The following is a 13,514-nucleotide window of genomic DNA, read 5'->3' on the forward strand; positions in this document are numbered from 1 at the left end:
CCGAGCCGCTCGCGCGGCACGTCGGGCGGGAGGAGCACGGAGATCGCGAGCGAGTCGCCCGCCCGGGCGGTCCACGACCGGCCGAGCCGGCCCCGGCCGGCGGTCTGGTGGTCCGTCACCAGCACGGCGGGCGCGGGCCACGCGGCGGGATCCGCGGCGACGGCGCGCACCAGCTCAGTGTTGGTCGAACCCGCCTCCGGCAGGACGTCGAGCCGCGCGACCAGCGACGAGGACTGCGGCAGCTGCATGGCCGAAGGCTACAAACGCGGCGGCGGCGGGCGCCGTTAGGCTCGGGAAGCGTGACGGACAGCCCCGGGCCGGTGGCCACGACGACCGCGGAGCGCCTCGCGGACCTGAAGGACCGCTACCACGAGGCCGTGACCGCGAGCGGCGCGGCGGCCGTCGAGAAGCAGCACGCGAAGGGCAAGAAGACCGCCCGCGAGCGCATCGAGCAGCTGCTGGACCACGGCACGTTCGTCGAGCTCGACGAGTTCGTGCGCCATCGCACCACCGCGTTCGGTATGGACGCGAAGCGCCCCTACGGCGACGCGGTCGTCACCGGCATCGGCGAGATCCACGGCCGCCAGGTCGCGGTGTACAGCCAGGACTTCACGATCTTCGGCGGCTCCCTGGGCGAGGTCGCCGGCGAGAAGATCATCAAGGTGATGGAGCACGCCCTGAAGACCGGCGTGCCGATCATCGGCATCCTCGACTCCGGCGGCGCCCGCATCCAGGAGGGCGTCGTCGCGCTCGGCAAGTACGGCGAGATCTTCCGCCGGAACACCGCCGCGTCCGGGGTGATCCCGCAGGTCTCGATCGTGATGGGCCCGGCCGCGGGCGGGGCGGTCTACTCCCCCGCGCTCACCGACTTCGTGATCATGGTCGACAAGACCAGCCAGATGTTCGTCACCGGTCCCGACGTGATCAAGACCGTCACCGGCGAGGACGTGGCGATGGAGGAGCTCGGCGGCGCGCTCACCCACAACACCCGCACCGGCGTCGCGCACTACCTCGCCTCCGACGAGGACGACGCGCTCGACTACGCGCGCACCCTGATCGGCTTCCTGCCCGACAACAACCTCGCCGACCCGCCGGTGTACGCCACGACCGCGGCCCTCGAGGTCACGGACGCCGACCGCCGCCTCAACACGCTGATCCCGGACAGCCCGAACCAGCCGTACGACGTGCACGACGTGATCGAGACGCTGGTCGACGACGGCGACTTCCTGGAGACGCAGCCGCTGTTCGCGCCGAACATCGTGGTCGGCTTCGGCCGCATCGAGGGCCGGACCGTGGGGGTCGTCGCGAACCAGCCCTCCGCCATGGCCGGCACGCTGAACATCGACGCCGGCGAGAAGGCGTCCCGCTTCGTGCGGTTCTGCGACGCGTTCTCCATCCCGATCCTCACGCTGGTCGACGTGCCCGGCTACCTGCCCGGCACCGATCAGGAGTGGACCGGCGTCATCCGCCGCGGCGCGAAGCTGCTGTACGCGTACGCCGAGGCGACCGTGCCGCTCGTCACGGTGATCACCCGCAAGGCGTACGGCGGCGCCTACATCGTGATGGGGTCGAAGCAGCTGGGCGCCGACCTGAACTACGCCTGGCCCACCGCCGAGATCGCCGTGATGGGCGGTCAGGGCGCCGTGAACATCCTGTACCGCGGCGAGATCCGGGAGGCGGAGGCGGCCGGCGAGGACGTCGACGCCGTGCGCACCCGCCTGGCGAACGAGTACACGTACAACGTCGCCAGCCCGTTCCTCGCGGCCGAGCGCGGCGAGCTCGACGGCGTCATCGAGCCGGCGAGCACGCGCATCACCGTCATCAAGGCGCTGCGCGCCCTCCGCGGCAAGCGGGCGTCGGTGCCGCCGAAGAAGCACGGGAACATCCCGCTGTGACCGACGAGCCGCTGCCGCTGCACGTGATCGCCGGCTCCCCGACCGACGAGGAGACCGCGGCGATCGCCGCGCTGCTCAGCGGCCTGATGCTCGAGCGCGCGGTGTCGGCGCTGCCGCTGCCGGGCCGGCCGGCGCGGTCCGCCTGGGACCGCACCTCCCGGCCGCTGCGCCGGCCTTGGCCGACGGATCGGGACTGGCGCGACCGGTGAGCACGGATCCCCTGCTCCGAGCCTGATTCGTCGCCGGACGACCCTCGTTCGGGTGCAAACACGACGCAGGGGGAACAATCGCCTCGGATTTGTACCCCGATTGTCCTCCGATGTGCCGACTGTGAACACGCTGTACGTCGCGCACACTGGTACCACCACCGTCGCCCACCCAGGCGGCGGCCACCGGGCGAGAGCCGAGTCGGGTAACTCGGCTCCCCGGACCAGGAGCGGGACGTTCGGGTTGTCCCGCTCGCACGGGGGTGCACAGGGGCCGGTCTGGGGAGGCCGGCCCCTTTCCCTTCGTTGTGAAGGAGTTCTGGTCGCAGTCGCACCCGAGCCCGGATCAGCGAGGAACCAGAACTCCTTCACAACGCAGTCCAGGGACGCGACCACGCTGGATCCTCCTGCCCCGAGTCATGGGTCGCGTTCCCGGCGCACCCGCACCGACTCGCCCGTGCGACGCACGCTTCGTTGTGAAGGAGTTCTGGTCGCAGTCGCACCCGAGCCCCGGATCAGCGAGGGACCAGAACTCCTTCACAACGCAGTCCAGGGACGCGATCACGCTGGGTCCCCCCGCCGCAGGCGACTGAGCCCGGCGAAGCGGGTCAGGCCTCCACGGGGGCCGGGGCGCCCTCGGGGCGCGGCAGCTCGAGCCAGAGGTCGACCTCCTCGCCCTCGTCCTCGAGGCCGAGCGCCGCAGCGGTCTCGTCGATCGAGATCGCCACCACGGTCACCGACTTGTCGGAGCCCCTCGGCGCCGTGCGGATGATGATGCGGTCCGAGCGGACGTGCGAGATCGCCTCGGCCGCCCGGTCGAGCATCGGCTCCATCAGCGCCGGCTCGATGTCGTCGAGGCCGCCGTCGTCGAGCACCTGCACGAACGCGCCGCGACGCCGGTGCGCGATCACCTGGTCGCGCAGGGCCTCGTTCAGCAGCCGGCGGCCGCGGATCTCGTCCCGGATCGTCTGCTCCAGCACGCGGCACTCGAACCGGTCCGCGTCGTCGAGCTCGCCGTCCACCTCCACGATGTGCCGCAGCATCGGCAGCGCGACGCGGCTGGTCTGCGTGAGCCGCACCTGCCGCTCGAAGTGGTGCGCGTCCTGCGCGGCCTGCCACTCGACCGCCTCCCGCTCGGAGCGCGCGAACTGGTGGATGTCGCGCATCGCGTGGGACAGGGACCGCACGCCGAACGAGGCGGCGGCGACCCACAGCACCATGACCCCCGCGCCGGAGTCGATGACCGCGGCGGGGCCGCCGTGCACCAGCGTCTGCGCGAGCACCAGCCCGGCGCCGATCCAGGCGTGGATCTGGCGGCGCTTCAGCATCGCGGCGACCAGCAGGCAGCCGGCCGCGCCGATGTACCAGTCCTCGGGGCCGACCGAGTGGCCGGGAGGCACGTCGCTGGTGCACAGCAGGGCCATCGCGAGCACGACGCCCGCGTTCAGCCCGGACAGCAGCGGCGACATCGACGAGCCGCCGCTCTGCAGCGACAGGACGAAGCAGACGACGAAGATCCCGATCGCCACGACGACGCGCTCCGGGTGCGCGGCGGCGGTCGCGGCGATCACGCCGCTCGCGACGGTGCATGCGGCGACGCCGATGGCGAGCACCAGCAGCAGGGGACGGGGCAGCGGGATCACGCGAGCACCGCCGTCGCCCCGGCGGCCGGCTCGGTCGCGGCGATCGCGGACTCGGGCCAGGACAGCACGAACTCGGTGCCCTCGCCCAGCGCGGTGCGCAGCTCCACCGCGCCGTTCACGCGGCTCATCCGCTCGTAGATCGACACCCGCACGCCCAGCCGCTCGGAGGCGATCCGCTTCGGGTCGAAGCCGCGGCCCTCGTCCTTCACGTGCACGCAGACCGCGCCGTGCGCCGCGCCCTTCACCAGCACCGAGCGCGGCACCTCGGGCCCGCCCGCGTGCTTGACGCTGTTCGACATGGCTTGCACGGCGGCCGAGACGATGGCGTCCGCCACGTTCTCCGGCACGAAGTGGTCGCGCACCTCCTGCACGGCGTACGCGAAGCCGTCGCCGATGCCGCCGGCGTCCGTCCGTATCCGGCCGAGCAGGTCGCCGACCGGCACGCGCGGGCCGACGTGCGAGGCGACGGTCGCGCGGGAGAGCACGTTCATCGTGTCGGCGGCCATGCTGCGCGCCAGCGCCCTCGCCTCGGGCGTGTGGGCCGCCGCCGCGGACAGGAACGTGGTGAGCACCCGGTCGTGAACGAGCGCGTCGGTGCGGGTGCGCTCCGACTCCGTGGCCTCGTCGATCTGCGCGTCCGCGTAGCGGTCGAGCGCGGCGCCCTGCGCGGTGTCGACCCGGCGGGCGGCGCGGCGCACCGCGACGACCACGAGCAGCAGCGCGATCCCGAGCATGGAGGCGGTCACCGCGTCGAGCACCGCGGAGCCGAGGTGCACCTGCCCGCCCGCCGGGGTGAGGCGGATGGCGCCGATCGAGACGGAGACGCCGAGCACGTAGGTGAGCGCGACGTGCCAGCGCGCGGCGACGACCACGAAGGCGCAGGCGACGCCCGCGAGCTGGAACAGCCACGGGGTCGACGCGTCGCCGTACAGGCCGGTGACGGTGAGCGGCCACAGCGCGATCGCGGCGAGGTAGACGATGCCGGCGACCACGAAGACGGGCCGGGTCCACTGGTGCAGCAGCGCGGCCAGCGCCGCCAGCGCGATCAGGCCGTAGACGGCGACCGCGACCATGGGGCCCATCGCCGGATGCATCATGGGCATGTCGCCGACGAGCCGGGGCACGGTCAGCGCGGTGAACAGCACGCCGAAGACGCTGACCATCGACGCGAGCATGACCTCGATGCGGCGGGAGCCGATGGGCGCGAGGCCCATCCGCGCCGCCATGGCGCGGCCGCGTTCGTCAGTCGTCATGGGTGGTGTCGGGGTCGAGGCCGGGCAGGATGCCGTCCTCCACCGCGCGGCGGAGCAGATCCACCTTCGTCGGCGCAGGACGCCCCACCTCGACGTACTTCACCCGGATCCGATCCAGGTACTCCCGCACCGTCGACGGCGCGATCCCCAGCTGCTCCGCCACCATCCGCAACGGCAGACCCGACGCATACAGATTCAGCACATCCCGCTCACGCCGACCCAGCTGCGCCTTCGCGAACTCGACATCCGCATCGATCGCCGTCGCCCACTCCAGGTTGTTCAACACCTCACCCCGAGCAACCGTCCGGATCGCCGCCATCACCACCGCCGTCGCACTCGACTTCGGGATCACCCCAGCAGCACCCGCCGCCAACGCCTCCCGAACCCCCGCAGCACGATCCGCGATCGAATGGATCAGCACCCCAGCACCCGTCGCCTGACACGCCTTCACGTTGTCCGTGATCGACACCCCATCACCGAGCGACAGATCCAGCACCACGACATCGACATCACGACCGCCCAGACGACCGATCAGCTCCGCGACGTTCGCCCCCTCATCGACGAACTGGTACCCCTCACGCATACACGCAGCCAACAGACCCAGCCGCACCGACTCGTGATCATCGACCACCGCCACCCGAACCAGATCCGTGGCACTCTCCGCCGTCATCGACACCAACGGACTTCCTCCTCGTCTCGGGACGCGGGCGAGTGTAGGAGCGGGATCGCCCCGACCCGGGACCCCACTCCGCCGGGCGCCGACCCCAGAACGGGGTGCGCTCAGACGGGCAGCGGGCGGTCCAGCTCGAGCCAGAGATCGACCTGCTCGTCGTCCGCGTCGTCGATGCCGAGGGCCGCGGCGACGGGGTCGCTCGACATGGCGACGACGGACAGCGCCTTGGCGGAGTCCCTCGGCGCGGTGCGGATGATGATGCGGTCGGAGGTGAGCCCGTCCAGCGCGGCCGCGACCCGGTCGAGCAGCGGCGCCATCGCGTGCGCGTCGACGTCGTCGATGCCGCCGTCGTCGTTCACCTGCACGAGCGCGCCGCGACGGCGGTGCGCGATCACCTGTTCGCGGACCGCGTCGTTCAGCAGCCGTCGGCCGCGGATCTCGTCGCGGATGGTCTGCTCCAGCACGCGGCACTCGAACCGGTCGGCGTCGGTGAGGCCGTCGGTCGCGCCGGCGATCCGCTCGAGCATCGGCCCGGCGAGGGCGGCCGTCATGGCGAGCCGGGCGTGGCGCTCCGAGTGGTAGGCGTCCTGCGCGGCCTCCCACTCGAGCGCCTGGCGCTCGACGGCGGAGGAGCGGCGCAGGTCCTGCTCCGTGCGCGCGACGGCCCAGCCGCCCGCCGCCATGATCGCGATGAGCAGCGCGGCCGCCACCACGCCGAAGCCGTTGACGGCGTCGAGGCCGCCCCAGACGTAGGTGTGCAGCAGCAGCACGCCGAGCAGGGACCATGCGGCGATCGCCCGCCTTCGCCACAGCAGCACGACGACGATGCACGCGACGCCGCTGACGTACCAGGCGCCGCTCGAGTAGCTGTCGTGCACCGGGTCGAGCCCCTGCGAGCCGAGCAGGGGCAGCGCGATGCCGGCGCCGACGATCACGACCGTGGTGGCGAGGGGCGCCTGGCCGGTGCGTGCGACGCACAGGCCGAAGGCGATCCCGAACAGGACGAGCGCGACGAGGTCGCTGAGCGGTGCGCGCCCAACGGCGATCTCGATGACCGCGTAGGCGGCGGTGTACGCGGCGATCGCGGAGGCGATGCCGAACGAGAACCAGCGGCGGACGACGATCACGCGGTCAGCCCCACGGCGACCTCGGGCAGCGGCGCGACCCCGGACACGACGACGGATCCCCAGCTGAGGCGCACGACGGTCGGGCCGGCCGGACCGGACTCGACGATCGCCCGGCCGTCGACCGAGCGCATCCGCAGCGCGACGTCGCGCTGCGCGCGAGCCCGGGAGCCGCTGGGGTCGGCCGGGTCGAAGCCCGCGCCGTCGTCGGACACGACGACGCGGATGCCGTCGGGGCCGAGCTCGCTCATGCGCACGGTGCGCACGCGGGCGTCCGTCGCCTCCGCCAGGCTCGACGTCATCGACTGCAGCAGCGACTCGACGATCGCCTCGGCGGCCTCCACGGGCAGCACGAGGTCGGCGAGCCCGCCGACCTGCACGTCGAAGTCCGCCAGCAGCGGCAGGAGCCGGTCGTCGGCGTCGCCGAGCACCTTGCCGAACGGCACGGCCGGCCCGACGGCGGCGGACCGGTTGACGTGCGCGAGCACGCGCAGTGCGTTCGCCGCCATGCGACGCGCGAGGCCCTCGGCCTCGTCGTCGGTCGCGGAGGCGGCGGCGAGGAAGGTCGTGAGCACGGAGTCGTGCACGAGGGCGTCCGTGCGCGCGCGCTCCGCCTCGGTGGCGTCGTCGCGGCGGGACTGCCCGTAGCGGCTGAGCGCGGCGTGCTGCGCGAGGTCGGCCCGGTCGACGCCGCGGCGGACCCCGCTGATGAGCACGACGAGGACGACGGACACCGCGACGCCGAACAGCCCGTTCGCGAGCGCGTCGGCGACGGAGAGGCCGCCGCGCACGACGAGCGCGACGGCGATGCCGGCGCAGAGCAGCAGCGAGCACCAGATCGGCGCCGCGACGCCCCGGAAGCCGACCGTGAGGTACGCGGCCTGCACGGGCATCAGGCCGATGAACCACGGCATGGGTGCGACGGGCACGGGGCCGGTCAGCGAGAGGGGCCAGACGACCACGGCCGCGCAGAACAGCACGGCGGCGCCGAGGAAGAGGGCGCGCGCGTGCCGGGCCGATACCGGGGCGAGGCAGCCGAGCAGCACCGAGCCAGCGACGGCGGCGGTGGCGGCGACGCCGAGCGGACCGGGCATGGACGGCCGGTCGGCGACGAACGCGTCGAGCGTCTGCAGCGCGTAGAGCAGCCCGAACGCGGCGACGATGACCGAGAGGTAGCGCTCGAAGCGCTGCGCACCGAACCGGTCGGTCTCGAGAGCCGCCCGGTCAGTCGTCATGGGTGGTGTCGGGGTCGAGGCCGGGCAGGATGCCGTCCTCCACCGCGCGGCGGAGCAGATCCACCTTCGTCGGCGCAGGACGCCCCACCTCGACGTACTTCACCCGGATCCGATCCAGGTACTCCCGCACCGTCGACGGCGCGATCCCCAGCTGCTCCGCCACCATCCGCAACGGCAGACCCGACGCATACAGATTCAGCACATCCCGCTCACGCCGACCCAGCTGCGCCTTCGCGAACTCGACATCCGCATCGATCGCCGTCGCCCACTCCAGGTTGTTCAACACCTCACCCCGAGCAACCGTCCGGATCGCCGCCATCACCACCGCCGTCGCACTCGACTTCGGGATCACCCCAGCAGCACCCGCCGCCAACGCCTCCCGAACCCCCGCAGCACGATCCGCGATCGAATGGATCAGCACCCCAGCACCCGTCGCCTGACACGCCTTCACGTTGTCCGTGATCGACACCCCATCACCGAGCGACAGATCCAGCACCACGACATCGACATCACGACCGCCCAGACGACCGATCAGCTCCGCGACGTTCGCCCCCTCATCGACGAACTGGTACCCCTCACGCATACACGCAGCCAACAGACCCAGCCGCACCGACTCGTGATCATCGACCACCGCCACCCGAACCAGATCCGTGGCACTCTCCGCCGTCATCGACAAAAGGAAGCCCCCCGCTTCATTGAAATCGAATTCACGATAAAGCGAACGGGATATCGCGCTCTGCTCCCCGATCGGGGCGGCTCCGACCCCAGTGGAGGGGGAACGCGGACGTTCAGCGCGGCGTGAGGCGAGCCACGGCCTCCAGATGATGCGTGTTCGGGAACAGGTCGAACGCGTCGAGCCGGTCGACGCCCCAGCCGTGCTCCGCGAACACCGCGACGTCCCTGGCGAGCGCGACCGGATCGCACGCGACGTACACGACCTGCGCGGGACCTGAGGCGGCGATCGCCCGCACGATGTCGATGCCGGCGCCCGACCTCGGCGGGTCCAGCACGACGGTCGCCCCGGGACGCGCGACCCCGCCGGCGAGGAAGGCGTCGACCCGCGCCGCGACCGCCCGCGTGCGCGGCAGGTCGGCGAGGTTGTGCGCCGCGTGCGCGCTGGCCGCCGCGTCCGCCTCCACGGTCGTGACGCGCACGTCCTGCGCGCCGGCGAGCGCGGCCGCGAGCAGGCCGACGCCGCCGTACAGGTCGAGGTTGTCGGCGTCGGGGTCGAGCAGCGCGGGATCGATGGCCTGCTGCACCGCGGCGGTGAGCACGACGGGCGCGGCCGGGTGGACCTGCCAGAACCCCAGCGCCTCGAGCCGGAACGTGCGGTCGCCGACCCGCTCGACGACCGCCGGGCGCTGCTCGCGCGGCCCCGCTGCGAAGGTCTCGGAGCCGGCCGCGACGAGCTCGAGCTCGCGGCCCCTCGCGCGACCGGGCAGCAGCGCCTCCAGCGGCTCGACGGCGAGCGGCAGGTCCTGCACGGGGACGACCCGCCGCGAGCGGGACGCGAACGGCCCGACGCGGCCGTCCCGGTCGACGTGGAGGCGCACGCGGGTGCGGCTGCGGGTGCCGTCCGCCTCCCCGGGCGCCGCGGCCACGGCGATGTCGAGCGCGTCGATCTCGGCGTCGGGCATCCGCGCGGTGCGGCGCAGGGCGTCGCGCAGCACGGTGCGCTTGAGCGCGCGCTGCCGGTGCGGCGCGATGTGGCCGAACTCGGCGCCGCCGGCCCGGTGCTCGGGCGCCCGGTCGACGGAGGCCGCGCGCCACACGTGCCGCACGCGGTCCTGCGACGCCGCGAGGACCCGCACGGTGTCCGCCCGCCAGAACCGGTCGTGGCGGTCGTCGGTGATCCGGGCGAGCACCCGCTCGCCTGGCAGCGTGTCCGCGACGAACACGACCCGGCCGTCGAGCTCCGCGACCGCGACGCCGCCGTGCGCGATCCGCAGCACGTCCAGCTCGACCTCGTGCGCGCTCATGCCTCCAGCCTCCCGCAATTCCGTTTTGAAGGAGTCCCCGCGGCATCCGCGAAGGAACTCCTTCACAACGGATCCGCCCTACCGTGGGGGCGTGCGCCTGGTGCTCGCCTCCACCTCCCCCGCCCGCCTCGCGCTGCTGCGCGCCGCCGGCATCGAGCCGCAGACCGTGCCACCGGGCGTCGACGAGGAGGCGGCCGTCGCTGCGGAGGAGGCGCGCCGCGGCATGCCGCTGCCGCCCGACGACCTCGTGCAGCTGCTGGCGCGGCTGAAGGCGGAGGCGGTCGCGGACGCGCTCGGGCGGGACGACGCGCTCGTGCTCGGCGGCGACTCCGCGTTCGCGTTCGGCGGCGTCACGTACGGCAAGCCGCACACGCCGGAGGCGGCGCTGGCCCGGTGGCGCGCGCAGCGCGGCGGCACCGGGGTGCTGCACTCCGGGCACTGGCTGATCGACGCCCGGACCGGTGCCGGCGCGGGTGCGGTCGCGCGCGCCACGGTCCGGTTCGCGGCCGACCTCGGCGACGCGGAGCTGGCGGCGTACATCGCCTCCGGCGAGCCCCTCGAGGTGGCAGGCGCGTTCACGATCGACGGCCTCGCCGGGCCCTTCATCGAGCACGTCGAGGGCGATCCGTCCACCGTCGTCGGCCTGTCCCTGAGCACGCTGCGCCGGCTCGTCACGGCCACCGGCACGCCGTGGACGTCGCTCTGGGCAGCGCCTCGGCACATGGCGCGCGCGGAATGACTTGTGCGCCTCGCACTCGATTCCGGCGGAAGGTCTGTACGAGGTCGCCAAAGATCCTGCCCCGGCTGCGAATACAGTAGGGATCCATGTCCGTCCCCGACCGCCCCTCCCGGCGCCTTCGGCGCGACGAGCCTCCGGCGGTCGTGGGCCCACCGGCGCCGCGGCGCATCACCAAGCTGCTGATCGCCAACCGGGGCGAGATCGCCGTGCGGATCATCCGCGCCGCGCGCGACGCGGGCATCGCCTCCGTCGCCGTCTACGCCGACCAGGACCGCGACGCGCGCCACGTGCGGCTCGCGGACGAGGCCTACGCGCTGCAGGGCTCGACGAGCGCCGACACCTACCTGGTCATCGACAAGCTGCTGTCGGTCGCCCGGCGCAGCGGCGCCGACGCCGTGCACCCGGGCTACGGCTTCCTCGCTGAGAACAGCGCCTTCGCGCGGGCCGTGATCGACGCCGACCTGATCTGGGTGGGCCCCTCCCCCGACGCGATCGAGGCGCTCGGCGACAAGGTCACCGCCCGCCACGTCGCCGAGTCCGTCGGCGCCCCCCTCGCGCCGGGCACGCTGAACCCGGTCGCGGACGCCTCCGAGGTCGTCGCGTTCGCCGAGCAGGTCGGCCTGCCGATCGCGATCAAGGCCGCGTTCGGCGGCGGCGGGCGCGGGCTGAAGGTCGCCACGACGATGGAGGAGATCCCCGAGCTGTTCGAGTCGGCGACGCGCGAGGCCGTCGCCGCGTTCGGCCGCGGCGAGTGCTTCGTGGAGAAGTACCTCGACAAGCCGCGGCACGTCGAGACGCAGTGCCTCGCGGACGCGTTCGGCGACGTCGTGGTCGTCTCGACCCGCGACTGCTCGCTGCAGCGCCGGCACCAGAAGCTGGTCGAGGAGGCGCCGGCGCCGTTCCTCACCGAGGCGCAGCGGGACCTGCTCTACACCTCGTCGAAGGCGATCCTGAACGCCGTCGGCTACGTGGGCGCCGGCACCTGCGAGTTCCTGATCGGCGCCGACGGCACCGTGTCGTTCCTCGAGGTGAACACCCGGCTGCAGGTCGAGCACCCGGTGTCGGAGGAGGTCACGGGCCTCGACCTGGTCCGCGAGCAGTTCCGCGTCGCCGAGGGCCTGCCGCTCGGCTACGGCGACCCGGAGCCGCGCGGGCACTCGTTCGAGTTCCGCATCAACGGCGAGGACCCCGGCCGGAACTTCCTGCCCTCCCCCGGACCGGTGCAGTCCTTCCGCGTGCCCGGCGGCCCCGGCGTGCGCATCGACTCCGGCGTCACGACCGGCGACGTGGTGTCCGGCGCGTTCGACTCGCTGCTCGCGAAGCTGATCGTCACCGGCTCCGACCGGCAGGACGCGCTCGAGCGCTCCCGCCGCGCGCTCGCCGAGTTCGAGGTGGCGGGGCTGCCGACCGTGATCCCGTTCCACCGCGCGGTCGTCCGCGACCCCGCGTTCACCGCCGAGGACGGCCGGTTCGGCGTCTTCACGAACTGGATCGAGACCGGGTTCCGCAACGAGCTCGAGCCGTGGAGCGGCTCCCTCGGCGACCAGGACCCGACCGGCCCCACGCCGGACAGCAGGCAGCACGTCACCGTCGAGGTGAACGGCAAGCGCATCGAGGTGTCCCTGCCCGCGGGGCTGTCGAGGCCCGAGGCGACGGTCGCGGCGCCGCCCCCTCCGCGCCGCAGGTCGAGCGCGTCCCGGGCCGGCACCACCTCCGGCAACGCCGTGAAGGCGCCCATGCAGGCGACGATCGTGAAGGTCGCGGTCGTCGAGGGCCAGCACGTCGTAGCCGGCGACCTGGTCGCCGTGCTCGAGGCGATGAAGATGGAGCAGCCGATCACCGCGCACCGGGCGGGCGTCGTGACCCGCGTGACGGCCGCGCCGGGGACCACCGTGTCCTCGGGCACGGTGCTGCTCGAGATCCTCGACGAGGTGCCGGTCCCGGCCTGAGCCGGGGACGCGAGGAGGGCCGGGCGGCGTCGCCGTCCGGCCCTCCTGCGTGCGCGCTACGGGCGCGGCTGCGTCGGCACCACCCGCGGCGTGAGGGCGAGCGTGCCGTCCTTCGCGCTGCCCCACGCGTAGACGATCGTGTTGGTGTCCTTCGCGAGCGTCAGGTCGACCGGGCCCAGCACGGCCTTCTTCGAGCCGGCGAGGGTCACCTTCGTGCTGTACGTCCCGACCGGCGCGGTCAGGACCGCCTCGCGCGGGTTCTTCAGCCAGGAGACGATCCGCTTCCCGTCCGCCCGCACGTCCACGGCCGGCGCGGCGGCGACGTGGCGGACCGTCACGCGGGCCTGGCCGTGCTGCACCGGGGAGACGTCGTTGCGGTACTTCGTCACCGTGGGCGCGCCCCGCTTCGTCAGGTGCGCGATGACGGAGTAGTTCTTGCCGCCCTTGAACGACACCCTGGACTTGACGATCGGGTGCTTCCAGCTGGTCGCGTCGGCCGCGGTGATCCGCACCGTGTACGTGCCGCCGTCGACCTGCAGGCCGCCGACGAAGGTGCCTGGCTGGAAGTCGTCCGCGATCCTCGTCTTCCCGAGGTACACGTCGACGGGCGTGTTCGGCACCCCGTGGAAGAGCCCGACGGTCGCCTTCGGCACCGGGTGGGTCGCGGGGCTCGCCTGCGCGGGAGCGGTCACGCCGATCGCCGCGATCAGGCCGATGACCGCGCCGGCCACGATGGTGCGTCTCATGGAGGAACTCCTTCGTTCGCGTCGGGCAGGAGATCTGTCCGACCACCAAACCATCTCCCGGACATCGCCCCG

12 protein-coding genes and 1 pseudogene are annotated in these 13,514 nt (G+C 73.0%); 4 read left to right on the forward strand and 9 right to left on the reverse strand.

Features of this window, described 5'->3' with window-relative positions; translation table 11 throughout:
• Positions 1 to 248, reverse strand: a pseudogene (locus ACFE60_RS05365) (biotin--[acetyl-CoA-carboxylase] ligase); the annotation flags it as partial.
• A 51-nt stretch (positions 249 to 299) separates the two neighbouring features.
• Between ACFE60_RS05365 and ACFE60_RS05370 the strand changes: the two are divergent.
• Positions 300 to 1,895 (forward strand): acyl-CoA carboxylase subunit beta, encoded by a 1,596-nt coding sequence (locus ACFE60_RS05370; protein WP_375387815.1) that lies wholly within the window; start codon positions 300 to 302, stop codon positions 1,893 to 1,895.
• Positions 1,892 to 2,104 (forward strand): acyl-CoA carboxylase subunit epsilon, encoded by a 213-nt coding sequence (locus tag ACFE60_RS05375; protein WP_375387816.1) that lies wholly within the window; start codon positions 1,892 to 1,894, stop codon positions 2,102 to 2,104. The genes ACFE60_RS05370 and ACFE60_RS05375 overlap by 4 nt, the downstream gene beginning before the upstream one ends.
• 605 nt (positions 2,105 to 2,709) lie before the next feature.
• Here ACFE60_RS05375 and ACFE60_RS05380 read toward each other — a convergent pair.
• The 7 genes from ACFE60_RS05380 to ACFE60_RS05410 all read right to left on the reverse strand — a co-directional run bounded on the left by ACFE60_RS05380 (position 2,710) and on the right by ACFE60_RS05410 (position 10,008).
• Positions 2,710 to 3,744: a hypothetical protein gene (locus ACFE60_RS05380; RefSeq protein WP_375387817.1), complete on the reverse strand. Its 1,035-nt coding sequence runs from the start codon at positions 3,742 to 3,744 to the stop codon at positions 2,710 to 2,712.
• A complete protein-coding gene (locus tag ACFE60_RS05385) occupies positions 3,741 to 4,997 on the reverse strand; it encodes a sensor histidine kinase (protein WP_375387818.1) in 1,257 nt (418 codons plus the stop codon). The genes ACFE60_RS05380 and ACFE60_RS05385 overlap by 4 nt, the downstream gene beginning before the upstream one ends.
• Positions 4,987 to 5,667 carry a response regulator gene (locus ACFE60_RS05390; protein WP_375387821.1) on the reverse strand — a complete coding sequence of 227 codons (681 nt, stop codon included), beginning with the start codon at positions 5,665 to 5,667 and terminating at the stop codon, positions 4,987 to 4,989. The genes ACFE60_RS05385 and ACFE60_RS05390 overlap by 11 nt, the downstream gene beginning before the upstream one ends.
• 110 nt (positions 5,668 to 5,777) lie before the next feature.
• On the reverse strand, positions 5,778 to 6,797 hold the full coding sequence (locus tag ACFE60_RS05395) for a hypothetical protein (protein ID WP_375387819.1): 1,020 nt from the start codon (positions 6,795 to 6,797) through the stop codon (positions 5,778 to 5,780).
• A complete protein-coding gene (locus tag ACFE60_RS05400; protein ID WP_375387820.1) occupies positions 6,794 to 8,029 on the reverse strand; it encodes a hypothetical protein in 1,236 nt (411 codons plus the stop codon). The genes ACFE60_RS05395 and ACFE60_RS05400 overlap by 4 nt, the downstream gene beginning before the upstream one ends.
• Positions 8,019 to 8,699: a response regulator gene (locus ACFE60_RS05405; RefSeq protein ID WP_375387821.1), complete on the reverse strand. Its 681-nt coding sequence runs from the start codon at positions 8,697 to 8,699 to the stop codon at positions 8,019 to 8,021. The genes ACFE60_RS05400 and ACFE60_RS05405 overlap by 11 nt, the downstream gene beginning before the upstream one ends.
• Positions 8,700 to 8,817: 118 nt before the next feature.
• On the reverse strand, positions 8,818 to 10,008 hold the full coding sequence (locus tag ACFE60_RS05410) for a class I SAM-dependent RNA methyltransferase (RefSeq protein ID WP_375387822.1): 1,191 nt from the start codon (positions 10,006 to 10,008) through the stop codon (positions 8,818 to 8,820).
• Between the two features lie 91 nt (positions 10,009 to 10,099).
• Between ACFE60_RS05410 and ACFE60_RS05415 the strand changes: the two genes are divergently transcribed.
• Positions 10,100 to 10,747 (forward strand): Maf family protein, encoded by a 648-nt coding sequence (locus ACFE60_RS05415; RefSeq protein ID WP_375387823.1) that lies wholly within the window; start codon positions 10,100 to 10,102, stop codon positions 10,745 to 10,747.
• Positions 10,748 to 10,833: 86 nt separating this feature from the next.
• Positions 10,834 to 12,696 (forward strand): acetyl/propionyl/methylcrotonyl-CoA carboxylase subunit alpha, encoded by a 1,863-nt coding sequence (locus ACFE60_RS05420; RefSeq protein WP_375387824.1) that lies wholly within the window; start codon positions 10,834 to 10,836, stop codon positions 12,694 to 12,696.
• Positions 12,697 to 12,752: 56 nt separating this feature from the next.
• Here the strand turns inward: ACFE60_RS05420 and ACFE60_RS05425 are convergent, their stop codons facing one another.
• Positions 12,753 to 13,442 (reverse strand): DUF4397 domain-containing protein, encoded by a 690-nt coding sequence (locus ACFE60_RS05425; protein WP_375387825.1) that lies wholly within the window; start codon positions 13,440 to 13,442, stop codon positions 12,753 to 12,755.
• Positions 13,443 to 13,514 lie beyond the last annotated feature (72 nt).

Origin of the sequence: uncultured Amnibacterium sp., from assembly GCF_964245895.1 — a bacterium.
Lineage (GTDB): Bacteria > Actinomycetota > Actinomycetes > Actinomycetales > Microbacteriaceae > Amnibacterium.